Raw genomic sequence first — 24,025 nt, 5'->3', positions numbered from 1 at the left:
ACCACCTGTCAAGGGGTGTGCAGCGGATCCGGAATGTGAGGTTCCATCCGTTTCAGGCGGAGATCGGACGGCCACCTTGGCTGGCCGATATGAAAATCATTACGGAATTTTGACCCGTGCACGGCATCCGCCGGCCCAGCCGCATGGTTCAGTAGTGCGGTTTCTCCCCCGCACCCCGGAGTGATCACCGTGTCCACGACTCCCGCCCTGGTCAGCGCGCTGCGCGAACTCGGCGACCGACCCGCCGTCGTCGCCGACGGGCGCGCGATCAGCGGCATCGGCCTGCTGCTCGGCGTCTCCCCACCGGGCGGCCTGCCCCGGGTCCTCGCCCAACGCGTCGCGGCCCACGCCGCGCTGCCGCCCTCCGCCGCCCGCACCGCCGAACAACGGCTGCAGCACTGGGCGGGCGTCCTCGGCCCGCCGCCCATCCGGCACACCGTGCTCCACCCCGCCACCGACCTCGCCGTCGAACTCGCCCTCGCCACCCTGCTCGCCGGTGGCACCGTCCACTGCGGCGACCCCCAGCAGGACCCCGACCAGCAGCTCGCCGCCCTCGCCGCCGACGCCACCACCCACCTCAGCCTGCCCTCCGCCCTGCTCTGGCGCCTCAGCCGCCGCCCCGGCCTGGCCGCCCACGACCTCGGCGCACTGCGGCTCGTCCTGCACGTCGGTCCCGAACCCCAGCAGGAGGACGTGTACGCCGCCGTCGACGCGCTCGGCGCCGTCCTCGCCCACGTCCGCGCCCCGCACACCCACGCCGAGGCCGCCGACCACCGGCTGCGCGCCGCCGTCGACGCCGCCTCGGCCACCGCCTGGAAGCACACCATCGGCGTCACCGCCGACCAGGTCCAGGCCTTCGGCGCCCACCTCGACCAGGCCGTGCTGGCCTCGCTGCTGCTCACCCTCCAGCAGAGCGGCGTCCTCACCGACCCCGGGCGCGGGCACACCGAGGCCGAGGTCCTCGCCGCCGCCCTCGTCACCCCCGCCCAGCGGACCCGGGTCGGCCGCTGGCTCGACGCGCTCACCCGGCACGGCCTGATCACCCGGCACGAGGGCGTCCACCACGGGCGGACCGAACTCGCCGCGGCCGAGGTCCGGGAGGCCTGGCGGCCCGCCGTCGAGGCCTGGACGGACGGGCTCGGCCCGCTCGCCGCCCTGGACCGGGTCCGGCGCGGCGCACTGCGGCTGCCCCGGCTGATCACCGGCGAGGAGGCGCCCCGGCCGGCCGCCACCCCGATCCGCTGGACGGCCGCCCGCGGCTACCTCGGCGCCGCCCTCGGCGCGCTGGTCCGCGGCCTCGCCGAGACCCACCACGGGCCGGTACCGCTGCGCGTCCTCGAACTCGGCCACGACGGCGCCGACTCCGCGATCACCCGCGCCCTCGCCACCCGGCCCCGGCAGCACGCCGACCACCACCACCTGCCCGACGGCGGCCGCTACGACATCGTCGTCGCCACCGCGACCGGCCGTCCGGACCGCGCCGTCCAGGAGTTGGTCGACCAGCTCGCGCCCGGCGGGCACCTGCTGCTGCTCGCGCCCACCGGCGAACAGCTCGACCTGCTGATCACGGGCGAGGCCGAGGCCGAGGCCGACGTGCTCCCGGCCCTCGCCTGCATCGCTACTGCCGTCCGGGCCTGCCCCGTTCCCCCTGCGCCCCCGGCATCCCCGATATCCGCGACGTCCCCGGCGTCCCCGATGTCCCCAGCCTCCACGGCCTTCGCCGCCGAGCACTGGCGGGCCGCGCTCACCGCCGCCGGCTGCCCGACCGTCCTCGCGCTGCCCGAGGACGGGCACCCGATGGGGCTGCTCGGGCAACGCCTGTTCGCGGCCCGGATACCCTGAGCCACCGCGACGATCGGGCCGTGCCCGCCTCCCCGCGCTCAGCGCCCTGTCGGCCGGCTCCTGGCTCCTGGCTCAGCCTCGGCTCGGCGCTCTCCGCCCGTTTCCGCTGGTCGGTGCGGTCCCGGCGGCGCGGTCGTGGGCCTTCTGTGGCCGGGCGGTGAAGCCCGGATCACCCACCGCCACCCGATCCGTACCATTTCGATACCGAAGCCTGGATGAGCTGCAAGGATTCTCGCCCACCGGGCCCACGCCCGGGTAGGCTCCGCATGTCCTCCGGCCCTGGCGCAGGCGGCCCCGCGCCGCCGTGCCGCGTTCCGGGTGGCACACCCCCGCGGGCCACTCGGTGGGCACCGCGCACTCGACACCGCGCGCCAGGGCAGTCGCGCGAACGGCGAAGGGCATCGCATTGGCGGATCGGCTCACCGGAGGAGACTCCTCGCTGCTGCGGCGGATCAACGCGGCGGTCACGCTTCGGGCGCTGCGGACCGGCCACTCCGTGACCCTCACTCAGCTCGTCGGCGAGACCGGGCTCTCCCGCCCGACCGTCGAGGGCGTCATCGAGGGCCTGGTCGAGACCGGGCTGGTCGCCGAGGTCGACCAGCCCAAGGAGGACGGCCAGCCCGGCACCGGCCGCCGCGGCCGACCGGCCCGCTGGTTCCGCTTCCGCGCCGAGGCCGGGCACATCCTCGGCATCGAGGTCGGCGTGCACGACATCCGGGTCATCCTCGCCGACCTCACCGGCGAGGTGGTGGGCAGTCACTTCAAGCCGGTCGACGAGACCCTGGATGCCGAGGACCGGCTCGCCGCCGTCCGCACCGCCGTCGCCGAGGTGCTGCGCAAGGCCGGCGTCTCCCGTGACAACCTGTGGGCCGTCGGCATCGGCACCCCCGGCATCGTCGACCGCGACGGCACCGTCCGGCTCGGCACCGCGATGCCCGGCTGGACCGGCCTCGACCTCGGCGCCCGGCTGCGCCGCTCCTTCCGCTGCCCCGTCCTGATCGAGAACGACGCCAACCTCGCCGCCATCGCCGAACACTGGCAGGGAGCGGCCGTCGGCGCCGGCGACGTCGTCTTCGTCATGGCCGGCCTCAGCCCCGGCGCCGGCTCCCTCATCGACGGCAGGCTCCACCGCGGCTTCGGAGGCGCGGCCGGCGAGATCGGCGCCCTCCACCTGCTCGGCCAGGAGGTCACCCCCGAACGCCTCCTCTCCACCACCGGCAAGCCGCTCAACCCGCTCGACGAGGCCGCCGTCGCCCGCGTGCTACGGCTCGCGCGGGAGGGCGACGAGGTCGCGAAGGTCGCCATGGACCGCTTCCTCACCCGCCTCGTCCAGGGTGTCGCCGCGCTCGTCCTCGCCATCGACCCGCAACTCGTCGTGATCGGCGGCTGGGCGGCCGGCCTCGACGGCGTCTTGGAACCGCTGCGCGAACGCCTGGCCCAGTTCACCCTCCGCGCCCCCGAGGTGGCCCTCGCCGCGCTCGGATCCGAGGTCGTGGCGATGGGCGCGCTGCGCGTCGCCCTCGACCAGGTCGAGGACCAGCTGTTCGCCGTCGACCCGCCGACCACCGGCAACGGTCGGGCCTGACGGGGCCGGGCGGGCCGCTCACCACCCACCACACAACGGCCGAGGCCCGGACGCCACTCGGGCGTCCGGGCCTCGGCCTGAGGGTGTCGGAAAGATGGTTCAGGAGGCGGTGCGGACCTCGGCCGCAGCGCCGACCGGGGTGACCTCGACCAGGCCGGTCTCGCCGAAGGTCAGCTTGCAGGTGTCGGCCCGGTAGGTGGAGACGGCGACCGCCACCAGGCGCCCGGCCGCGGCGTACTGGGTGGTCATCACCAGCACCGGCGAACCGGGCGGGCGCTCCAGCAGGGCGGCCTCGTCGGCCTCGGCGACACCCAGCTCGACCGCGCGGGACTCGCCGTCCACCTCCAGCCGCTCCAGCTGGCGCAGCACCGAGCGGGCCCGGTCGCTCTCGGCCCGGAAACCGGGCAGGTGCGGCAGCGCCGCGGCCGGGACGTGCAACGACTCGGTGGCCATCGCCCGACCCTCCACCAGGCGGACCCGGCGGACGATGTGCACGGTGGCGCCCTCGGCGATGCCGAGGCTCTTGGCCAGCTGGGCCGACGCGGGGGCGGTGGTGCAGTCGATTGTCCGCCAGGCCTGGCTGCGGACGGCGCCGGGCCAGCCCTCCTCCTGCCGGTTGACCGGGACGCCGACCCGCGGGGCCGCAATCAGGGTGCCGATCCCCCGCCGACGCACCAGGCGCCCCTCCAGCTCCAGCTGGTCGAGGGCCTGCCGCAGGGTCGCGCGGGCGACACCGAAGCGGGCGGAGAGCTCGCGCTCGTTGGGCAGGACCTGACCGATGGAGAACTCCGAGTCGATCGCCCGGAGCAGCACCGTGCGCAGGTGCCAGTACTTCGGCTCCGGCACCGCCGAGAGCTGTCCTGTCGTCCCCACCTTGTCCTCCACCCTGTCGTCTCCGCCCTGCGGTAAGGAGGGCGGATGCCGGGCCCGCTGTCCGCTGATGCGGCAGGTGGGAGAGCGGGCTTTTATCCGTCCTTCTTTATTAAAGGTCTTTGCAGTAAGCGACCCTAGGTGCTTCATCCGAAGATGGTCAAGACCAATGGCGCGGCTTGGTGCGACCGTCGCACACATTCATGCCACGTTCACGTCATCCGGCGGGCGGTGCGCGTCACGCTTCGGACCGGCCTGCCGCACTCGGTAGGCTGCTCGGGTGATCGTGGTGACGAGTGTGAACGTGAACGGAATCCGGGCGGCGGCCAAGAAGGGCTTCATCGAGTGGCTGGCCGCCACCGAGGCGGACGTGATCTGCCTGCAGGAGGTGCGCTCCGAGCCCGGGCAACTGCCCGTCGAACTGCGCGACCTCGACGGCTGGCACGCGGTCTGGGCCCCCTCCGTCGCCAAGGGCCGGGCCGGCGTCGCCGTACTGTCCCGCCAGGAGCCGCAGCGGACCGCCATCGGATTCGGGTCGGATGAATTCGACGATTCGGGCAGGTATGTCGAAATCGACCTGCCGGGGCTGACCGTCGCCAGCCTCTACCTCCCCTCCGGCGAGGTCGGCACCGAGCGCCAGGACGAGAAGGAACGCTTCATGGCGGAATTCCTCGTCCACCTCACTGCCCTGCGCACCCGCGCCGCCGCCGACGGCCGCGAGGTCGTCGTCTGCGGCGACTGGAACATCGCCCACCGCCCCGAAGACCTCAAGAACTGGAAGGCCAACCAGAAGTCCGCCGGCTTCCTCCCCGAGGAACGCGCCTGGCTCTCCCGCGTCTACGACGAGGCCGGCTACGTCGACGTCGTCCGCAGCCTCCACCCCGACCGCACCGGCCCCTACTCCTGGTGGTCCTACCGCGGCCGCGCCTTCGACAACGACTCCGGCTGGCGAATCGACCTGCATTGTACAACGCCTGGTATCGCCGCCAAGGCGGTCGAAGCCTATGTCGAACGTGTCGCCACCCACGCGGAACGCTGGTCCGACCACGCCCCCGTCACCGTGGTCTATGACCTGGAGAGTTGAGACCAGCAGGCCGGGCTGCCCCCTCGTGGATCGGCAACCCGGCTACCGACACGGTCCACAACGACCCGCAACAGCGCCTCGCGGAGCCATACCGAGCTCGTGACCATGAAGACGCCGGACCTCACCCACGGCACGTTCACTACGATGCCCGGACCGCGCCGAGCTAGCGGGCACGGGAAGGGGAGCGGCGCGATTGCGTGACGGATTGCCTCGCTGACGATGACGCTGCGACGGTGGCCCGTCCAGGCGGGTGCGGGATTGGCGCCAGTCCGGCTGCCCAGGCCACAGCAATCCGGCGGCTGTTGCGGTGCTGCACGTTCGGGTACTGAGGTAGGACCATCCTCGTCGAACTGTGGCGGGACCGTGAGACGCTGCAACGGTGCCACACCTCGACCGCGTACGTGCTGCGATGGTGCTGTACCTCATGGGTGTGGGGACAGCGCGGTCCGGGCGCCTGGAACGCCGTCCGTGGGTACGCTGCGATGGTGCCGCACCCCGTGGGTGTGGGGACGGCGCTGCGCTGGACGCCGTCGAGCTCGTGGCCGGAAAAGCTGCGCCGGTGCCGCACCTCGCGGGCGTGGGGACGGCAGCAGGATGCGGTACACCGAGCCGAACATTCCGCGGCTGCGGCGGTACCTCATCTCGCGGGTGTGGGACAGGCGGCGTTCTCTGGCGTTGCTGGAGCTGGTGGCGGTGCTGCGACGGTGCCGCACTCACGAGTACGGGAACCGCCTGGCCGGGACCAACTCCCTACTGATCGCCGGGACGCTGCGACGGTGCCACACCTCGCAGGTACGGGGACAACCGTCCCCGCTGCCCGTCGACTTCTTGGTCAAGCTGCTGCGATGGTGCCGCACCTCGCGGGCGTGGAGACGGACCGGGCGAGGTCCTCCTGGCCCGCGTAGAGGTCCGGGCTGCGACGGTGCCACACCTCGTGAGCATGGAGATGGCAACTTGGCCGGTGGCAGCGGGCTTCCCGAGGCGATGCTGCGACAGTGCCCCACCTCGCAGGTGCAGAGACGGCTGAACGACCACCACGGAGCCGAGCAGCATGGTGGCGGTACTACGACCGCGCCACGCGTCGTGGGTGTGGAGACGGGGGCGACCTGGGCGACGAAGTGGTCGCGATGCTGCTGCGATGGTGCCGCACTTCGTGAGTGTGGAGTCGGCGCCGATTCAGCCGCAGGCCCGCCCACTCGATCAGGGCGCTGCGACGGTGCCGGACCCCGCGGGTGCGGAGACAGTCACTCCCCCGAGCCGAAGACGGTCATCTCCTCTGGGCTGCGACGGTGCCGCACCTCGCGGCTGTGGAAACGGCGTACGGCTTGGGTCCCATGACCGCCAGGTCAGCGCTGCGACGGTTGCCGCACCTCACGGGTGTGGAGAGAGGCTACTGCCTGCGTTCACCGAGATTGGCGTGAGAAGGAGCTACGACGGTGCCGCGCCTCGAGCAGTAGAGAAGGGGCGGGCAGCCTCCAGGACGGGGAGCTTGAAGTCGGAGCTACGACGGTGCCACACCTCGTGGGAGCGGAGACGGCCGCAGGCGCTCACGGTCACCAGAATCCGTGGCCCGCTGCGACGGTGCCTCACCCCGTGGGTGAGGGAGACGATCTGGGCGCGCCAGCAGGATGTCGGCGGCGGAGGAAATGCTGCGACGGTGCCGCACCTCACGGGTGTGGGGACGGGGTCCGGAGGAGCCCCGCGGGAGGCTCGCGCGTGGCGCTGCGACGGTGCCGCACCCGTGGGTGTGGGGACGGCGCCCTCGACCAGACCGCGCTGCGGGCGGACCAGCAGCCGCGATGGTGCTACACCTCCTGAGTGTGGAGACGGCTGTTCACCGCCAATCTCATCATCGCCCCCTACTTGCTGCGACGGTGCCGCACCTAGCGGGTGCGGAGACGGGGCGAGGTCCTCGGCGACGAGGTGGTGGCGATGTTGCTGCGACGGTGCCGCTCCTCGCGGGCAAGAAGGCCGGTGTCGCATGCCATCGACCACGCGGCCAGCATCACGCTGCGACGGTGCCGCACTCACGGGTACGGGAATTGCCTGGCCGGAAACGACTCCCTACTGACCGCCGGGACGCTGCGACAGTGCCACACTTCGCAGGTACGGGGAAACCACCCCCCGCTGCCCGTCGACGTTATGGTCAAGCTGCTGCGACGGTGCCACACCTCGTGGGTATGGAGACGGGCGACGACATGGGCCATCTCGCCTAAGCCCATAGTGCTACGACGGTGTCGCACGTCGTGGGTGCGTAGACGGGGCGGTTCAGAAGCCCCAGATCCTCGATGTCCACCTTATCGCTGCGACGGTGCCACACCTGGTAAGTGCTGGGACGGCCCGGATCTTCGGGGCGCGGAAAAGCTGCGACGGTGCCGCACCTCGCAGGTGCGGAGACCGCCCGCGGACTGCGGTCGGGGTTTCGGCGACCTCCGGGCTGCGGCGGCGCCGCACCTCGCGGTATGCAGACCGCAGCTGGGTGAGGTGGCCGAGATTCGGAGGGGTGTCGCTGCGACGGTACCGCACCTCGCGGGTGTGGAGACCACAGCTCGGACGTCTCCTCGTTGCGGCCGGCGATCGCACTGCGACGGTGCCGCACCTCGCGGGTGTGGAGACCGCGGCAACCTGTCCGGCATCGGCGACACGGTGATCCAGCTGCGACGGTGCCGCACCTCGCGGGCGGGGAGACCGGCGGGGTGAAGCCGGTGTTCAGAGGGGGCCCCTGAGCGCTGCGACGGTGCCGTCCCTCGCGGACGCGGGAACGGCATGCCGCAGGGCTTCGCGGCGTTTGAAAATCACCACCTGCGACGGTGCCGCACCCCACACCTCGCGGATGCGGGGACGGAGCAGGTGAGCTGGATATCTGCAGTCACTTCCCGCCTGTCTTCCTGCCCGTTGTCACGCACATAAGAGATGCTTCGGGCCTTCTACTTCGGTGCGGCCGGGCGTTTCGTGGTGTGCTTGGGATTCCGAACTTATCGGCTTGTGGGCGACCAGACGTTGACGGCAGCGCTGTGGAGTTCTCAGTGGGCTTTTAGAGGGCTCTTTTCCGTCATGCGGCTTTCATCCATGACCGCGTTCGTGGCGATCTACCCGATGCAGGAAGTCTGTCCCCGCCTTGGCCGCCAGCATGCCTGGCGGTCTCGTCCGCTTCTGCGCCTGGAAGTCCGTCTGATTTGAAAAAGTCATAGAACCGCCCATGGGACAGCGGAACAGAGTCTTCCGCCACGTTCATGCAGACGCTGTGTCGTGAGCCAGCGGAAGCCATACCCCAGCGACCTGTCCGACGCCCGATGGGCCCTGATCGAGCCGAAACTGACGGCCTGGAGGAAAGCTCGGCTCGACCGCAGGCCCACCGGACAGCCGGCAAAGGTCGAACTGCGCGACGTGTTCAATGCGATCCTCTACGTCAACCGAACGGGAATCCCCTGGAAGTACCTCCCACACGACTTCCCGAACCACGGCACCGTCTACGCCTACTACGCCGCCTGGCGCGACGAGGGAATCTTTGCCCAGCTCAACTACGACCTGACCGGCCTGGCCCGCGTGAGGGAGGGACGCAACCCCGAGCCGACAGCATCCGTCATCGACACCCAGAGTGTGAAGACCTCCACCAACGTGCCCCTGACCAGCCAAGGAACCGACGCAGCGAAGAAAATCGTCGGCCGCAAACGCGGCATCCTCACCGACACCCTCGAGCTGATCCTCGCCGTGATCGTCACCGCCGCGAGCCTGTCCGAGAACGCCGTGGGAATACACCTCATCAACCAAGCCAAGAAGACCTACCCGAGCATCTCCAAAAGCTGGGTCGACACCGGCTTCAAGAACGCCATGATCGAGCACGGAGCCAGCCTGGGAGTCGACGTCGAGGTCGTCCACCGCAAATCCGACGCCCCTGGATTTCACGTGGTGAAAAGGCGGTGGGTGGTCGAACGAAGCCTGGGGTGGATCATGCTAAGACGGCGCCTCGCCCGCGACCACGAGACCCTGCCGACCAGCTCCGAAGCCATGATCCACATCGCCTCGATCGACAACCTCGCCAAGCGCATAACGGACGAGACCACACCAACCTGGCGAGGGACTTACTAGGGCATAGAGGGCAATCCGTTCACATCAAACGCCCTCTGAGTTCGCAAGAAGCCTCACCCCAGCGACTGGGCCAGCTCGCCAGGTCACAGTGGATCATCGAGAACCGGCTGCACTTCGTCCGCGACAGCACCTTCGGCGAGGACGCCTCGAGGATCCACATCGGCCACGGACCCGAGAACATGGCGACCCTCCGCAACTTGGCGATCAACACGCTGCGGCAGCACGGATACCGCAACATCGCTGCCGGCCTCCGCCACTCCTCCTACGAACCCTTCACCCGCCCGCTCGACCTCTTGGGTATCGCTTGACCAGCCAGTCTGCCTGATCACCGGGACTTTATAACAGCCCTGCCATCCTGCCCGATCGCATCGCGCACGGCCCTCCAGCCTGCAAGGCAAGCATCGAAGTCCACTGCGACTTCCCGGACCTCCTTGGTCGCGTAGTCGCACCACAGCAGGCGGGCGCCGGTTGCGCCCGAGCGCACGAGATAGGCCTCCTCAGCATCGAAGAGCTCGGTAGCCTCGGGCAACGCGAAGTAGCTGCGCGGATTGGCGTCGGCTGCGGCGAACGCCGGCCGCAGGCCTTCGCTGTGCCATGCGTGCAAGCCGGCGAACAGCGTTGCGACGCCCATGCCGGCCGCGGCGTGCAGCACCGGCTGCAACGCCAGCTTCTTCAGCATGTCGTCGATCGCGCCCTGAACCAGCCCGACGACCGCCCAGGCGTCCGGATCGCCGATCTCGCCGGGCGGCGCGGTTACACGAATCCCGCAGAAGCGATGCGCGCCGTCGCTCGACGTCTCGGCGGTCCAGCGCCACGCGAGGGAAACGACTTGCTCGGTCATGAACCACAGGGTATCTGCACGACTTGATCGGTCACCGGCACTCAACCGGAGCTTCGTTGTGTACGGACCGGGTACATCATGCCTCGTCATACCGCCGTGACCAGCACCTTCACCAGCTCACCCGGACTTTGAAATCGCCCTGCCAGGACGATGCGGTCCTGCGATGCATGCACGGAGGTCACCGTCTCCTGTCCTGTCCAGGCGTCCCAGTGGGCGGTCCACTGCGGGGGCTGGAACAGCTCGCGCCACTCACGGTCGCGGGCCGACCCGTGCAGGCGGTCGCCGGTGCGCAGCCTGGAGGCGAGGTCGCTGGTGATGGCCTCGACGATCTCGACGGGTGTCTGGTCGGTGAGGCACACGGTCCACTGGGGCGGCTCGAACGGCGAGTTGTGAACGGCGATCTTCCACATCGCGTCGGTGCCATTCTCGGGCTCGAAGCCGAGCCGGACCCTGCCGTCGGTGGAGACGATGAACTGGTTGCCGCGGCCGTCGTCGATGCGCACGGCGCCAGCGTCGACGAGGGGGCGGATCGCGCGCTCGGTGTCCAGGACGGGGCCTGCGTACGTGGCCGGGGTGACGCTCAGCTGCAGCCACGGCTGTTCGTGCGCCTTCCTGGTCCAGTAGGGGTTAGTCGCAATAACAACGCGAAATGACGCAATCAGGATCACGAGACACTAGAGGGCCCGTCCGGCCCTGATCCACCGTCAGAACGATCATTGCTCTGCTCCGCCCCCGTATTCCATACTGAGTGCCGCCGCCGGAAATCCTGGCGGTGTTCAGGGGGTAGTCATGCGTATTGCTCGTAAGGCAGGCGTCGCGCTGACCAGTCTCGTGATGGCCGGGGGCCTCGCCACCGCGACATCCGGCTCGGCTTCCGCCGCGACGGACGAGATCTGCGCGTACCCGTCCGCCGAGGTCTACAACGACGCCGGCAAGTGGGCCGGCGGCGCCCAGTGGAGTGCGAACCCCGGCTGTGGCGTGACGGGAGACACCCTCGGCGCCTTCGACGCCACCGCCGACGGATATGGCGTCGTCGCCCATCTGAGCGCGCCCGACGGCAGCATCCCCGAACGTGTGGTCAGCACCTCCGGCCACAATTCGCCTTACACCGCGTGGAAGAGCGGCAACCTGCCCGAGGGCCATCAGTACATCATGTGGGCCTGCCTGACGAAGGGCGGCGTCACGTCCCACTGCTCGAAGACCAAGATCGTGACCTCCTGACGCTCGCGTCCGATGACGGCTTACGTCTGACGGCTTACGTCTGACGGGTCGCGTCTCCCTCGCCGGGTGAGCCCCGGCCGCCGCAGTGGATTCCGCGGCGGCCGGGGCTTTCGGCTGGGACGCCGGTGGTCTAGCCCCAATGCTAGTGACTTAACAACGATCGCGAGCCGCTGACCTGACCATATGAGGGCCGGGCCCCCCTTCCCTGCTCATCCGGGCGGTGCCTATCGTCCGGGTATGTACACGGGCTCGGAAAGGAGGCCCTCAATGTCTGTCTACGTCGGTATCGACGTGCACCGCAAGAGGTCCCAGATCGCCGTGATCGACGAGGACGGTGCGGTGCGGGTCAACCGCAACGTCCCCAACGGCGTGGAGACGGTGCTCGGGGTCATCGGGGACCTGCCGATCGGCACCCCGGTCGCGTTCGAGGCCACCTACGGCTGGGGCTGGCTGGTCGGACTCCTGGAGGACTACGGATACCAGCCGCACCTGGTCCACCCGCTGCGGTGCAAGGCGATCGCCTCGGCCAGGCTGAAGAACGACAAGGTCGACGCCGCGATCCTGGGCCGGCCGCTGCGGGCCGACCTCCTGCCGGAGGCGTGGATCGCCCCGCTGGAGGTACGCCAGCAGCGGGCCCTGCTCCGCCACCGCTTCCAGCTGGTGCGGTTGCGGACGCTCATGCGCAACCGCGTCCACGCGGTCCTGGCCGACCTCGGCCACGACCGGCCCGGCAGCTGTTTCACCGGACCCGGCCGCAACCGGCTCGCGTCATTGGAGCTCCCGGACGCCTCCCGTCGCGTGGTGGACGACCTGTTGCAGGTCATGGACGCCCTGCAGGTGCCGATCGACGCCCTCGACAAGCAGCTCGCCGCGCACGCCAGGGGCGACCCGCGGGTGAAGGCCCTCATGGAGCTGCCCGGTGTCGGCGCGCTCACCGCGCTGGTGATCCTCGCCGAGGTCGGCGACGTCACCCGCTTCCCCTCCGCCCGCAAGCTCGCCGCCTGGGCCGGCCTCACCCCCACCGTCCGCGCCTCGGACCTCACCGTCCACCAGGGGCACATCTCCAAACAGGGCTCCGCCTGGCTGCGCTGGATCCTGTGCGAGGCCGCCCAGACCGCCAAGCGCAGCCCCGTCTTCGCCGACACCTACCAGGCCATCGCCGCCAGGCGCGGCAAGAAGATCGCCACCACCGCCATCGCCCGCAAGCTCCTCACCCGCGCCTACCACCTCCTGCGCGACCCTCGTTTTGAGCGGGACCAGCGCAAGCGACCAGCCCGATGAAACCGCCACCGTGCGGATCGCCCGCAGACCCCGGGTGCGCTCGCAATTTCGCATGAGACGGCTCCGCCGCGCTCGATGACCTGACTGAGCAGCCCGGTCCCCGGACCACGGTCATGGCGCCGGCCACACCGGCCAGACGCCGGATGGGTGCATGTGACACCACACGCGGACCACCTGCCGGGGACGCAACGATCCACATCCCAGAAGAACTTCACGCTTCATCGGCTGTCCATTGTCTGCCGCCGCGCATCGGTGTCCAGCTCGTTCGTCCTCGCCCGCTCGTCCCTCGTCGGGCTCCGGGCGCTCCAACTGGACTCCTCCCGCGCGGCGGCAGCACCAGCGACTACGAGGAAGCCCCGAAGACCACGCAGCCCCGGCAACAACAGGACGAAACCCGAGGCCAGGAACCTACGCGCGCTTGACAGGCCCGGCCCTCATGGGTGCGGCAATGCTTCGGCCAGAGGGCCGTGAAAGACCGCAAAGTCACCTGCATTGGGGTTAGGGCCTGTCCTGCGGATCACGCCTGGAATGCGGCACGCTCGCGTAGGTGGGCGACCATCACCCGAGCTGTGCCGAGGCGGACTTGCAAGCCCTCGGGAATGAATCTCAGGATCTCGTGGCTGTCGATCAAGCCGGGGTGATCACAGCTGCCCGGCTCCGCTTGTGCAGTTTTGAGGGAGTGTCAGCAATATGCCCGTCACACAGCCTGCCGCCGAGCGCGTGCGCGTCTCCGCGGAACCCGACTGGTACGAGTCGGCCGGTATCTCGCTCGGCGTCCGGGTCGGGAACTTGGTCTTCACATCAGGGCAGGCGCCGATCGATGCCCAGGGAGCCACGGTCGGCGCCGGGGACTTCGAGACGCAAGCCCGTCAGGCGCTCGCGAATCTGTCGACGGTCCTCACAAACGCGGGCTCCAGCCTCGCCGACGTAGTCAAGGCGACCGTGTTCGTCACGGACATAGCGCAGCAGGACATCTTTGCCAAGTTGCGCGCGGAACACTTCCCGGACAAGCCTCACCTCGCGGAGTCGTTCGTAGAGGTCTCCTCACTCGCCAACCCTGAGTGGATGATCGAGATTGAGGCCATCGGACTCGTCCGGTGATGCCGGGTACTCACAGGCTCTTCGGCGGGTTTACTGACCTCGGCGCTTCAAGGTGATTGGCCTGTTTGTGTAGCTGACTGATGGTCATTTGCGAGCTATGCCGTTGGTATGCGCTATGTGGATGGGGGCGGGCTGACGGCGAAGGCACGTCAGCGCCGCGAGGCGGTGCGGCTGGAGGCCGCCACGTTGTTCGACGAAGGTGTCCCGCCGAGGGAGGTTGCCCGCAGGCTGCGGGTGACCGCGAAATCGGCCTACCAGTGGCACCAGGCCTGGCGGGAGGACGGGATCGGGGCACTGGCCTCACGGGGACCGGGTGGGCAGCGATGCAAGCTGTCGGCGCGGTGCCGGGAGAAGCTCGCCGAATACCTCGAGCAGGGGCCGGCCGCCCACGGCTGGGATCAGGACCAGGTCTGGACCGGCGCGCGGGTGGCCACGCTGATCGGCCGCAAGTTCCACGTGTCCTACAGCGTCTCGGGCGCCACCCGCCTGATGCACCGGCTCGGTTTCACCCCGCAGGTCCCCGTGCGGGGTGAAACCGAACGCGACGAACAGGCCGTCGCCGCCTGGAGGGAGGCGACCTGGGAGGAGGTAAAAGCACCAGGGCGGCCTGCGACGGATGGATCTGCTTCGAGGACGAAGCAGGCTTCACCCGCAGGCCGCCCAAAGGACGCACATGGGGACGCCGCGGCATCACCCCGGTCGTGAAGGCGAGCGGCCGCCGCTCCGGACGGGTCTCGGTCGCCGGACTGCTCGCGATGCGCCCGGGCTCGCGCACCCGGCTGTGCCACCGGCTGCGGCGCCACACCGGACGCAAGGGCGAACGCCGCAGCCTGTCCGAGCGCGACTACATCGGCCTGATCGACGGAATCCACCAGCTGGTCAGGGCACCGATCGTGCTGGTCTGGGACCGGCTCAACACCCACGTCTCCCATGCCATGCGCGACCTGATCAGCGCGCGGGGCTGGCTGACGGTGTTCATCCTGCCCGCATACGCACCCGAGCTGAACGCGGTCGAGTACCTGTGGGCTCACGTCAAGCACAGCCTCGCGAACCTCGCCACCGTCGCCCTCGACCGGCTCGAAGCCCTCGTCCGCAACCGACTCAAACGACTGCAGTACCGCTCCGACATCCTCAACGGCTTCCTCACCGGGACCGGACTCTCCCTCGACCTCCCACCGCCATCACCTTGAAACGCCGAAGTCAGTAACGGCGCCCCAACCTCCGTCACCACCCGGCCGACACCCGACCCCACAGCCCTACCGGCCACGAACACCCAGGGATCGCCTCGTAGGCCGACCGGGCTGTCCGCCCCCACGCCATTGCCTGGGGAATGACAGCCACCACCGGTTCCGCACCCGGCCCGGTACCGTCACCGCAACCCTCTACCCGGCCGGGGCCGGCCTGTGCCGGGCCGGGGCCGGGCCCCCGCGAGCAGAGCGGCGGCCCGCCGCTCGGCTTCCTCCGGCCGGCGGACTTTCCAACCGGCCCGCTCAGCGGTGCACCAGGACCGCGGTGGGCCGACCTGCCGCGTCCAGAACGGGGACCAGGCGGTACCCGTCGGTGTCGACCAGCATCACCAGCGCGGGACCACCCGCCGCCCGGTCGGGCAGCATCAGCCAACCGTCCGCGAACTCGGCGTCCTCGGCGGACCGGGCGGCCATCGCCCGGTCGAGCAGGGCAGCCCGTTCGGCTGCCGGAAGGGCGTGCAGCATCAGGACGCCCGAGTCGGTGGCCACCCGGTCACCGTCCTCGCCCGCCGCCACCGGCGGAGTTTCACCGTGGTGCAGCAGCAGGGCGATCACCGACGGGCTCTGCGGGTCCCCGTCCAGCACCAGGTAGGCGACGCTGGCGCCGATGCCGAACGCGTCGCCGCCCTCCGCGTCCTCCAGCCAGCACTCACCGGTGGCGGAGAGATCGAGCGTCCCGGCCCGGCGTAGCCGCCAGGGACCGGCCACCTCCTCCCGCCGGTCGAGGGCGGGCAGGGCGGCGAGCAGCGCGGGCAGGTAGTCCATACCGTGCTGGACGCGGCCAACTGCCCGTTCGGTTCGCGTTCCCTGCCCTTACTGACTTCGGCTTTCAGGGTGGTAGGTCGAGGGAGAGTCCGGTTCCGGCGAGGAAGCCGTCGAGGACGTCGGGGCGGTACTGGAGTCGTTTGAGTCGGTTGCGGACGAGCGTGGCGAGTCGGTCCAAGGCGATGATCTGGTCCTCGTCCCAGCCGTGAGCGGCCGGCCCCTGCTCGAGGTAGGCGGCCAGCTTCTCCTGGCAGCGCGCGGACAGCTTGCAACGCCGGCCGCTCGCGCCTCGTGAGGCCAGGGCCGCCGCTCCGTCCTTCGTCCACGCCTGGTGCCACTGGTAGGCCGACTTCGAGCTCACCCGCAGCCTGCGGGCGACCTCCGGCGGCCCCAGCCCATCGGCGAACAACCCGGCGGCCTCCAGTCGCACCGCCTCGCGGCGCTGCCGACCTTTCGCCGTCAGCCCGCCCTCATCCGCATAGCGCATACCAACGGCATAGCGCGCAGATGACCGTCAGTCAGCTACACGGACAGGCCAATCACCCCGAAGCGCCGAAGTCAGTAGTGGTCGCCTCCGGAAGTCCTTCGGGGGTTGACTCCGGAGGCGGCGTCGGGTGGAGCTAGTCAGATGTCGGGGGCTGCGAGGTAGAGGGAGCAGACGCAGTCCAGGGCGTGCCGCCTCGGGGGCCTGGGGTCCTCAGACGGGGCGCTTGGCCATGACGACCACGCCCGGCCCGGTCTGCTCATCCGCAGGGAGCCGGAGTTCGGCGACCGGGTGTAGTCCGGCCTGCTCGATCAGGTCCACGAGCTGTTCCGGCCGCCACTTGTGCGTGGTCCAACGAACGGGCACTCCTCCGTAGGCCTCGGTGCGCACCACATCCTCGTCACCGACGTGTGTGGCGGCGATGAAGTGCCCGCCCGGCTTCAGGGCGTGCGCGAAATGGGCGAGGACCTGTGGAAGGACATCGCGGGGGAGGTTGAACAGTGACCACCACCCGAGCACGCCGCCGAGGGAGGCTTCACCGAGGTCGAGCTCGGTGGCGGAGGCGACGCTGAAGCGGCATTGCGGATGAAGACGGCGCGCGTTCTCGATCATGCGGGGAGAGAGGTCCACCCCGGATACGTCGAGCCCGCGTTCGGCGAGGTAACCGGTCACCGTGCCGGGGCCGCAACCGACGTCGAGGACGGGCCCGAGCTCGCCCACGCTGTCGGCGAAGGCGTCGATCGACGCCTTGAGCCAGGGATGGCGACGGATGTCACCCATGCCCGTCGTCACCACCATGTGGGCGTAGTTGTCAGCCACCTGGTCATAGGACTCACGGACGACGTCGAGATCGGCTGGGCGGTCAATATGGTGTGCGCGCATCAGTCAACAATAGGACGGTGGCCTTGTGGCATCCGGGCGTGGGTATGACGGTCATCCTGCCCGACGAGTCCCGGCACGGGCACGGCAGACTGCGGTCCCGGTGATCCACTTCTCCCGATCGGCCTGCTTGCCATGCCTGTTGCCCTCGCCCGTCCGATCGTCCTGACCAACGCTGAACGTGAGCGGTTGAAGAAGGCGGCCTACGGCCACAAGACCGCGTACCAGGTCCGGCAGCGGGCCGCGATCGTGCTGCACACAGCCCGCGGGCGCCCCAATGCGCACATCGCCCGCGAGACGGGCCTGCATCTGGACACCGTACGGACTTGGCGCAACCGCTTCGCCGACGGCCGGCTGCCAGCCCTGGCCGACCGCAGGCGCTCGGGGCGCCCGGCCCGTTTCACCCCCGTGCAGGTCGCCGAGGCCAAGGCCCTGGCCTGCCAGCTCCCGGCCGAGACCGGGGTCCCGTGGTCGCGCTGGTCTTGCCCTGAGCTGGCCGCAGAGCTGACCGCGCACCAGATCACCGACAGCATCTCCGCGTCCACGGTTCGCCGCTGGTTGCGCCAGGACGCGCTCAAGCCCTGGCAGTACCGGTCCTGGATCTTCATCCGCGACCCGGACTTCGGCTCCGACCACGGCCGACTCACCCCGACACAAACAGTCACGCTCATCCGCGAAGCCATCCCACCCCTCAGCTCCTGGTACTGACCCCCGTCCACGGCGCTGTTTCGGCAGATGGACGGCGATCTACAAGGAGCACGGGACTGCCTGGAGGAGGCCGTCCGGCTGGAAGAGTAGCTGTGACCCACCGCCGCGCGCCACTGGCCTGCTGACACAGTGTGACGTCGTCAGGTGGCCGGCTGGGGGCATGTGCTTCCCTATCAAGTCAGCATGTTGGGCCGAGCTTGTCCCGAGCGGCTGGCCCAAACCGTGATCAGCAGGCATCTATGGAGCGGAGCCGCCCTCTGAACCTGCGGAGATGGTGCCCCAGTGTCGCCTTGCGACCGACCCGTACCTACTCGTCGGGCAGTTCGCCGGCGATAAGGGCTTGGCCCGACCATGCATGCGGGTGCCCTGGCCGACCCGGCCAGGGCACCCGGTTTCAGGGACCCGGGGCTCTGTCCTCGAACCCCTGAGCATCGGCCGTCAGCCGGCGTAAACGTCCTCGACGTACTTGCCCTGCCGGACCAGTTCTTGAAGCCACTTCCCAGCGGCAGCCTCGTCCGTGGCAGGCATGTGGTCCAGGTAGAGTGCCTGGAAGGCACCGCGCACGCCGGGTGCCATCCGTGCGCCGTCCCCGCAGACGTACACCTCGGCCCCGGCCTGCAGCAGCTGCCACAGCTCCGCGCCCTCGGCCGCGATCCGGTGCTGCACGAAGCGCAGCCCGTTCACCGGGACCTCGCTGAACACCGGGCGCATCGAGACCGCCCCCGTCAGCTCGGCGGCGCGCAGCTCGTCCGCGTGCAGGTAGTCGGCGTCCGGGCGGTCGCAGCCGAAGTAGCACAGGGCGGGGGCCAGTTCCGCGCCGGAGGCGAGCAGTGCGCGGCGGTCCGCGATGGCGCCCCGGAACGGGGCCAGACCGGTGCCGGCGGCAATCATGATCACCGGGGTGCGGTGGTCGATCCGGGACGCCTCGCGGCACGGCTGGATCCGGGCGAAGACGGTGTCGCCGGGCCGGATCCGCCCGAGGTGGCCGGAGCCGGTACCCCGGTACGTGCCCCGGCCCGAGCGGGCGGGAGCCTCGAGCAGCGAGACCATCAGGTCGATCCGGCGCGGGGCGGTGGCCGGCGAGGATGACACCGAGTAGTGGCGCGGCCGGATCGGGGGCAGCAGTTCCAGAAGCACGGGCCAGGTCAGCGTCTCGCGCAGGGCGGGGTGGTCCTCGATGAGGTCGAGCAGTGTCCGGGGATCGTCGGCGGGGACGGCCCGCAGCGCGGCCCGCTCGGGCGGACAGGGGTTGAGCTCGGCCAGGGCGGCCAGCTGGTCGGCGGTCGGGCGGTCCTGCAGCTCGACGTGGTGGGTGAGCAACTCCCGTACGGTGAGCGGCCGGTCGACGGCCAGGCCGGTACTGCGGGGCGCGACGATGTTGAGCACGGTGCCCGGGTCGACGCCCAGCACCCGGGCGGCGCGTGCGACCAGAACGGGGTCGTTGGCGGGGAGCACGGTGAGGTGGTCGGCGGTGCGGTAGGTCTGGCCGTCCGGCAGCGTCAGCCGGACCAGGCGCTTGACCCTCGGGTAGGCCGGGTCGGTCAGGCTGTCGACCGAGCTGACGGTCATCGCGGTCATGCCGTGCCGGGCCGCCAGCGCGTCCAGCGGGCCGCCGGTGATCTCGGTGACCCGGTACCCTTCGGCCTCGGGTACGGCGGCGGTGCTGCCCGGCTCGCCGTGGCGCTCCAGCAGGACGGTGCGCAGCGCGGCGGTGAACGCCTTCACCGTGCCCGCCAGGTCGCCGGAGGCGTCCGCCTGGGCCCGCTCCAGCAGCCGGGTGCCGCCGAGGGCGGCCAACCGCTCGTCGATCAGGGTGGGGATGCGCTGGTAGGTGGCGGCCCAGTTGCGGTCGCCGACGCCGAGCACCGCGTAGCTCACCCCGTCCGTGGCGCCCTCGCCCGCGGTCTCCAGCCACCGGACGAAGTCCGCCGCGTCGTCGGTGGGCTGGCCGTTGTACGAGGCCGCGGTGATCACCACGGTCCGGTCGGTGGGCAGCGTGCCCGTGTGCGCGTCGAGCGGGGCGACGGCGGTGTCGCAGCCGAGTTCGGTGGCCGCGTCGGCGAGTTGCCGGGTGAACTCTCGGCAGGTGCCGTAGTTGGAGCCGTGCAGGAGCAGCAGTCCGGTGCCCTGGCGGACCCGGGCGGGCAGCGCGCCGTCGGTCGGTCCGGCCTGGGCGCTTGTGAGAGGGCGTACCACGGGCGTGCGTCGGGCCAGGGTGAGGGTGAAGTCGTCGGGCTTGATGGTGAGGGTCTGCTTGATGCTGAGCTGGTAGTCGGTGTGGTCGATCAGCCGGTAGCGGTGGGCCAGCATGGCGAGCAGCATGGTGGCCTCGTGCAGGGCGAACTGCCGTCCGATGCAGGCGCGTTCGCCGGTGCCGAAGGGCTTGAAGGCATGCAGGGAGCGGGCCGCTTCGACCTCCGGGTCGAACCGGGCGGGGTCGAACAGTTCCGGGTTGTCGCCCCAGACCGGGTCGCGGTGCAGCATCGGGGTCACCACCATCACGGGCTGTCCGGCGCGCAGCGGGATCCGGCCGCCGAGCAGGGTGTCTTCGTGGGCCCCCCGGTTGAACCCCGGAGCGGTCGGCCACAGGCGCAGCGACTCGAGGAGCACCTGGCGGGTGTAGCGCAGGCGGCCGATGTCCTCGTACGACGGTTCCGGATCGGCCTGGTCGCCCCACAGCCCGTCCACCTCCTGCTGGAGCAGCCGGAGCGCGGCCGGGTGCTTGGCCAGGTGGTACAGGGCGAAGGCGAGCATGCCGGAGGTGGTCTCATGGCCGGCGATCAGGAAGGTGATCACCTGCTTGCGGATGTTCTCCGCGTCCAGCGTGGTGTCGTCCACCGGGTGGGTGGCTTCGAGCATCAGACCAAGCAGGTCCTCGGCCCGGCCCCGCCCCTCCCCCTCGGCCCGGCCCCGCCCCTCCCCCTTGGTCCGGGCGGCGATCACCTCGTCGACCACCGAGGCGAGATAGTCGGCGTCGGCCCGGAACGCCTCGTCCCGCTCGGAGTAGTCGACGCCGGGGATCCGGACCATCCGGGTCATCGCCCATTCCAGGCAGCGCACCATGGCCTCGACGAACGGGTGCGGCTCGGCGCGCTCGAAGGAGCCGAAGTCGAAGCCGAACCCGGCCAGTCCGATGGTGTCCAGGGTCATTCGGGTCATGTCGCCGGACACGTCCACGGCCTCACCGGCGGCTGCCTGGCGGTCCCAGGACTCGATCAGGCGGCGGGCGACCCGCAGCATCACCGGGTGGTAGGTGCGCATCGAGCCGAGGGCGAAGGCCGGCATCAGGATGTCGTGGGCCTTGCGCCAGTTGGGCTCGTGGTTGTAGGCGGTGAACAGGCCGTCCCCGGTGAACTCCCGAACGTTCTGCTGGCCCAGCCCCACCGCCTTGGCGAACCGCTCCTCATCCGCCAGCTCGGTGACCAGGTCCAGGCTGCTGACCATCAGGACGTCGATCCCGTGCACGCGCAGGACGAAGGCCGGCCCGTACTGCCGGGCCAGCTCCATGGCGCGCAGCGTCGACATGGCGGCCGGGCCGGCCTCGGAGAGGTCCACCACGGGGATTGGGCCGTCGGTGCTGACGGCATGCGGGGGTAGCAGTGTCTCGGTCATGACGCGGGTTGCCTTCCGCAGTAGTGAATCGCCGGTGCCGCACGGACGGGTGGATCCGTCGGCGGCCGCTCTCCACTCTGGGCCTCCCAGGGCGGCTCTCCGACCCGCCGAACTATAAGATTGTCTAGTATCGGCAGCGGCTGCGATCTTGCCTTCACGACGTCAGATGTGGCATGCGCCACGGAGCGGAGTGCGTTGTGGATCACGATCTGACACCCAGGGCGGCGCTCCCGGACGACCCGCGCGAGCTCGCGATCCTCTGGCGCAACCGGTTCCTGCAGTTGTTCGACCACCTGCCGCTGCCGATCGCGGTGTGCGAGGCGGCCGGACACATCATGGTCGTCAATCGGGCAATGGGCACCGAACTGGGCGTACTGCCCGGGCAATTGAGCGGACGCAAGATCCTGGATCTGCTCCGGCCGCAGGGCAACAGGCCACTGCGCCCGGTGGTGGAGGCCGTCCGGCTGCACCGCCGCTCCCAGTACCCGATCGAGGTGCTGTGGACCGCCGCCGACGGCGCCGAACGCCAGGGCGAGCTGACCATCGAGCCGGTCAGCGACCTGCCGGACGAGGGACCGAAACTGCTGCTCTGGCTGCGCGTCCTGGAACGATCGACCGCCGCGCCGACCGCCCGTCCACCCGAGCGGGTCAGCCCGATCGAAGCACGCATCCTCGCCGCGGCGGCCCGGGGTGCCACCACGGCCCAGATCGCCGGGGAGGTCGGCCTGACCGCCGCCGGCGTCAACTACCACCTGACCAGCCTGACCCGCCGCTGGCACGTCCCCAACCGCACCGCCCTGGTGGCCCGCGCGTACATCACAGGTGTGCTCGCCCCGGACGTCTGGCCACCCAGCCCAAGTTCGGCCGACCTACCATCAGGATGACCGCGGACCCAAGGAACCCGGGCCGCACACGGCTGAGGTTCCGCTCCACCGGCAGCAGTGGCGCCTCGACTCGCCCGCACTGGTAGCTGTCGCCACGGCGGTAGCTGCGGAAGCGGAGCGGTGGCTTCGTCCACGGGATGCGACGGAACTTGAGCACGTCTTCGGGGCGCCTGAGAGGGCGTTAAGTCCGTTTCTGGTAGCGGCCTCGGCTGGGCTGGGTGAGGAAGCCTTGGCGGGTGAGGCGTCCCAGGCGGCTGCGGGTGACGTTCAGGGCCGGGGCGTCGGTGGGGGGCCAGGCCGTCGAAGCCTACGTCGAGCGCGCCGCCACCCACGCCGAACGCTGGAGCGACCACGCGCCCGTCACCGCGGCGTACGACCACGAGTCCTGACAGGACCTCCACTCACGGAGCCCCCGGCGCACGCCGGGGGCCCTGCTCTCGGCGTCTCGGTGTCCATCCGCTTCCCGGGCTGCACTCGAAGCTCGGCCGCAGTCGAACAGTTCATGGCGTCGGGCAGGGCGGGCCCCTGCCGAGTGGCAGGGGCCCGCGGTGTGAAGGGCCGCGGAGGGCCGAGACCTGTCCTCGACGGGCAGCATCCTGGCCGGCATCACCTACCGTCTGCTGACGGCCTGACGGCCCGGCCTCACTTCAGGTGCCGGTCGTAGAAGCGGCCCCCGTCCTCCAGCTCGAACCACGGGGTGCCGACGTGCCCGCCCATGTTGGCGTGCAGCGTCTTCTCCTTGCTGCCGAAGGCGTCGAACAGGTCCAGGGCTCGCTGCCGGGGGTTCCCTTCGTCGTCCCACTGCAGCAGGAACAGCAGCGGAATGGTGACCTGCCGGGCCTCCTCGCGCTGGGCACGGGGCACGTAACCCCCGGCGAAGAAGCCGGCGGCCGCGATGCGCGGCTCGACCACGGCCAGCCGAATGCCGACGGCGGTCCACCCCGAGTACCCCACCGGGCCGCCGATCTCGGGCAGCGAAAGGAGGGCGTCCAGGGTGGTCCGCCATTCCGGGACCGCCTTCTCGACCAGCGGGCCGATGAAGGACTCGAAGATCTCGTCGACCGGCTCGCCGGCCTGCATCGCCCGGCGGAGGTCCGCGCGGGCCTGTTCGGCGGCGGCGGAACGGGGCCGGTCACCGCCCCCGGGGGCGTCGATGGCGGCCACCGCGTAGCCGTTCGCCGCGCAGTGCCGGGCCCGGGCGACCAGCCGGGGTTCCCCCTTGGGCAGGCCGTTGTTGTGGGCCATCAGGATCAGCGGAGCCGGTGCGGATCCAGGCGTCCACAGGGTGCCCGGGATCTCGCCGAGGGTGAATTCGCGTTCGAGAACGCCGTCATCGAGGCGTTGCTCGGAAGTGAACTGCATGGTCGTGCCTTTCGGGAGGGCTCTGGAACGGCGCTCCCGGACGACCTATCGCCCGACCGTGACCCCGGAGGGGAGCACCCATGTCGATACTGCGTTCACGGGTACCACCTCCTCGTTCTCTCGCACGGCCTCCGGAAACGTAGCAGTGGTCGCCGTGGTCCGCCAAACGG

At 70.4% G+C, this 24,025-nt stretch carries 19 protein-coding genes and 1 pseudogene; 12 read left to right on the top strand and 8 right to left on the bottom strand.

What is annotated here, in order from left to right:
- The first annotated feature begins 189 nt into the window (after positions 1–189).
- Together ACIOJE_RS17665 and ACIOJE_RS17660 are read left to right on the top strand one after the other, a co-directional pair.
- A complete protein-coding gene (locus tag ACIOJE_RS17665; RefSeq protein WP_400777106.1) occupies positions 190–1,842 on the top strand; it encodes a hypothetical protein in 1,653 nt (550 codons plus the stop codon).
- Positions 1,843–2,248: 406 nt separating this feature from the next.
- Positions 2,249–3,427 (top strand): ROK family protein, encoded by a 1,179-nt coding sequence (locus ACIOJE_RS17660; protein WP_280684785.1) that lies wholly within the window; start codon positions 2,249–2,251, stop codon positions 3,425–3,427.
- A gap of 99 nt (positions 3,428–3,526) precedes the next feature.
- Here ACIOJE_RS17660 and ACIOJE_RS17655 read toward each other — a convergent pair whose 3' ends face one another.
- On the bottom strand, positions 3,527–4,300 hold the full coding sequence (locus ACIOJE_RS17655) for a GntR family transcriptional regulator (RefSeq protein WP_280684784.1): 774 nt from the start codon (positions 4,298–4,300) through the stop codon (positions 3,527–3,529).
- A gap of 277 nt (positions 4,301–4,577) precedes the next feature.
- Between ACIOJE_RS17655 and ACIOJE_RS17650 the strand changes: the two genes are divergently transcribed.
- Together ACIOJE_RS17650 and ACIOJE_RS17645 are read left to right on the top strand one after the other, a co-directional pair.
- Complete coding sequence (locus ACIOJE_RS17650) at positions 4,578–5,381, top strand: exodeoxyribonuclease III (RefSeq protein WP_280684783.1); 804 nt, start codon at positions 4,578–4,580, stop codon at positions 5,379–5,381.
- A gap of 3,249 nt (positions 5,382–8,630) precedes the next feature.
- Positions 8,631–9,470, top strand: a complete 840-nt coding sequence (locus ACIOJE_RS17645; protein WP_400777104.1) for an IS5 family transposase — start codon at positions 8,631–8,633, stop codon at positions 9,468–9,470.
- Positions 9,471–9,795: 325 nt separating this feature from the next.
- On the opposite strand, the gene ACIOJE_RS17640 is transcribed toward ACIOJE_RS17645, so the two are convergent.
- Entirely contained in the window at positions 9,796–10,311 is a 516-nt protein-coding gene (locus ACIOJE_RS17640; protein ID WP_400777102.1) for a hypothetical protein, read from the bottom strand.
- Positions 10,312–10,397: 86 nt separating this feature from the next.
- Entirely contained in the window at positions 10,398–10,979 is a 582-nt protein-coding gene (locus tag ACIOJE_RS17635; RefSeq protein WP_400777100.1) for a DUF317 domain-containing protein, read from the bottom strand.
- A gap of 121 nt (positions 10,980–11,100) precedes the next feature.
- On the opposite strand from ACIOJE_RS17635, the gene ACIOJE_RS17630 reads away from it, so the two are divergent.
- The 5 genes from ACIOJE_RS17630 to ACIOJE_RS17610 all read left to right on the top strand — a co-directional run bounded on the left by ACIOJE_RS17630 (position 11,101) and on the right by ACIOJE_RS17610 (position 15,104).
- Positions 11,101–11,532 (top strand): hypothetical protein, encoded by a 432-nt coding sequence (locus ACIOJE_RS17630; protein WP_280684780.1) that lies wholly within the window; start codon positions 11,101–11,103, stop codon positions 11,530–11,532.
- A 267-nt stretch (positions 11,533–11,799) separates the two neighbouring features.
- Positions 11,800–12,813 (top strand): IS110 family transposase, encoded by a 1,014-nt coding sequence (locus ACIOJE_RS17625; RefSeq protein WP_400777098.1) that lies wholly within the window; start codon positions 11,800–11,802, stop codon positions 12,811–12,813.
- 690 nt (positions 12,814–13,503) lie between these two features.
- Positions 13,504–13,914, top strand: a complete 411-nt coding sequence (locus ACIOJE_RS17620; protein ID WP_400777096.1) for a RidA family protein — start codon at positions 13,504–13,506, stop codon at positions 13,912–13,914.
- 108 nt (positions 13,915–14,022) lie between these two features.
- On the top strand, positions 14,023–14,619 hold the full coding sequence (locus ACIOJE_RS17615; protein WP_400777094.1) for a winged helix-turn-helix domain-containing protein: 597 nt from the start codon (positions 14,023–14,025) through the stop codon (positions 14,617–14,619).
- The gene (locus tag ACIOJE_RS17610; RefSeq protein ID WP_400777248.1) at positions 14,535–15,104 is read left to right on the top strand and encodes a transposase; all 570 of its coding nucleotides are present in this window, start codon (positions 14,535–14,537) and stop codon (positions 15,102–15,104) included. The genes ACIOJE_RS17615 and ACIOJE_RS17610 overlap by 85 nt, the downstream gene beginning before the upstream one ends.
- 300 nt (positions 15,105–15,404) lie before the next feature.
- Here the strand turns inward: ACIOJE_RS17610 and ACIOJE_RS17605 are convergent, their stop codons facing one another.
- The 3 genes from ACIOJE_RS17605 to ACIOJE_RS17595 all read right to left on the bottom strand — a co-directional run bounded on the left by ACIOJE_RS17605 (position 15,405) and on the right by ACIOJE_RS17595 (position 17,292).
- Complete coding sequence (locus ACIOJE_RS17605) at positions 15,405–15,926, bottom strand: hypothetical protein (protein ID WP_280686455.1); 522 nt, start codon at positions 15,924–15,926, stop codon at positions 15,405–15,407.
- Positions 15,927–15,990: 64 nt separating this feature from the next.
- Positions 15,991–16,413 (bottom strand): helix-turn-helix domain-containing protein, encoded by a 423-nt coding sequence (locus tag ACIOJE_RS17600; RefSeq protein WP_400777092.1) that lies wholly within the window; start codon positions 16,411–16,413, stop codon positions 15,991–15,993.
- A 210-nt stretch (positions 16,414–16,623) separates the two neighbouring features.
- Positions 16,624–17,292: a class I SAM-dependent methyltransferase gene (locus ACIOJE_RS17595; RefSeq protein WP_280683031.1), complete on the bottom strand. Its 669-nt coding sequence runs from the start codon at positions 17,290–17,292 to the stop codon at positions 16,624–16,626.
- A gap of 132 nt (positions 17,293–17,424) precedes the next feature.
- Between ACIOJE_RS17595 and ACIOJE_RS17590 the strand changes: the two genes are divergently transcribed.
- Positions 17,425–17,997, top strand: coding sequence for a helix-turn-helix domain-containing protein (locus tag ACIOJE_RS17590; protein WP_400777090.1), 573 nt, complete (start codon positions 17,425–17,427; stop codon positions 17,995–17,997).
- 438 nt (positions 17,998–18,435) lie between these two features.
- Here the strand turns inward: ACIOJE_RS17590 and ACIOJE_RS17585 are convergent, their stop codons facing one another.
- Positions 18,436–21,609, bottom strand: a complete 3,174-nt coding sequence (locus ACIOJE_RS17585) for a bifunctional cytochrome P450/NADPH--P450 reductase (protein WP_400777088.1) — start codon at positions 21,607–21,609, stop codon at positions 18,436–18,438.
- 197 nt (positions 21,610–21,806) lie between these two features.
- Between ACIOJE_RS17585 and ACIOJE_RS17580 the strand changes: the two genes are divergently transcribed.
- Positions 21,807–22,493 carry a PAS domain-containing protein gene (locus ACIOJE_RS17580; protein WP_400675177.1) on the top strand — a complete coding sequence of 229 codons (687 nt, stop codon included), beginning with the start codon at positions 21,807–21,809 and terminating at the stop codon, positions 22,491–22,493.
- A 290-nt stretch (positions 22,494–22,783) separates the two neighbouring features.
- Positions 22,784–22,882 (top strand): annotated as a pseudogene (locus ACIOJE_RS17575) (exodeoxyribonuclease III); the annotation flags it as partial.
- 253 nt (positions 22,883–23,135) lie between these two features.
- On the opposite strand, the gene ACIOJE_RS17570 reads toward ACIOJE_RS17575, so the two are convergent.
- Positions 23,136–23,855 carry a dienelactone hydrolase family protein gene (locus ACIOJE_RS17570; protein ID WP_400777087.1) on the bottom strand — a complete coding sequence of 240 codons (720 nt, stop codon included), beginning with the start codon at positions 23,853–23,855 and terminating at the stop codon, positions 23,136–23,138.
- Between the last annotated feature and the right edge of the window lie 170 nt (positions 23,856–24,025).

Origin of the sequence: Kitasatospora sp. NPDC087861 (assembly GCF_044742585.1) — a bacterium.
GTDB lineage: Bacteria > Actinomycetota > Actinomycetes > Streptomycetales > Streptomycetaceae > Kitasatospora.
Note: the sequence above shows the minus strand (reverse complement) of the source record. Positions and strands in the feature narration are given on the sequence as shown.

Excerpts from the sequence above, each read along its gene's own strand:
- ACIOJE_RS17600 (WP_400777092.1), bottom strand. The coding sequence starts at position 16,413 with ATGCGCTATGCGGATGAGGGCGGGCTGACGGCGAAAGGTCGGCAGCGC.
- ACIOJE_RS17585 (WP_400777088.1), bottom strand. The coding sequence starts at position 21,609 with ATGACCGAGACACTGCTACCCCCGCATGCCGTCAGCACCGACGGCCCA.
- ACIOJE_RS17605 (WP_280686455.1), bottom strand. The coding sequence starts at position 15,926 with ATGGACTACCTGCCCGCGCTGCTCGCCGCCCTGCCCGCCCTCGACCGG.
- ACIOJE_RS17615 (WP_400777094.1), top strand. The coding sequence starts at position 14,023 with ATGCGCTATGTGGATGGGGGCGGGCTGACGGCGAAGGCACGTCAGCGC.
- ACIOJE_RS17630 (WP_280684780.1), top strand. The coding sequence starts at position 11,101 with ATGCGTATTGCTCGTAAGGCAGGCGTCGCGCTGACCAGTCTCGTGATG.
- ACIOJE_RS17625 (WP_400777098.1), top strand. The coding sequence starts at position 11,800 with ATGTCTGTCTACGTCGGTATCGACGTGCACCGCAAGAGGTCCCAGATC.
- ACIOJE_RS17620 (WP_400777096.1), top strand. The coding sequence starts at position 13,504 with ATGCCCGTCACACAGCCTGCCGCCGAGCGCGTGCGCGTCTCCGCGGAA.
- ACIOJE_RS17640 (WP_400777102.1), bottom strand. The coding sequence starts at position 10,311 with ATGACCGAGCAAGTCGTTTCCCTCGCGTGGCGCTGGACCGCCGAGACG.
- ACIOJE_RS17590 (WP_400777090.1), top strand. The coding sequence starts at position 17,425 with ATGCCTGTTGCCCTCGCCCGTCCGATCGTCCTGACCAACGCTGAACGT.
- ACIOJE_RS17595 (WP_280683031.1), bottom strand. The coding sequence starts at position 17,292 with ATGCGCGCACACCATATTGACCGCCCAGCCGATCTCGACGTCGTCCGT.
- ACIOJE_RS17570 (WP_400777087.1), bottom strand. The coding sequence starts at position 23,855 with ATGCAGTTCACTTCCGAGCAACGCCTCGATGACGGCGTTCTCGAACGC.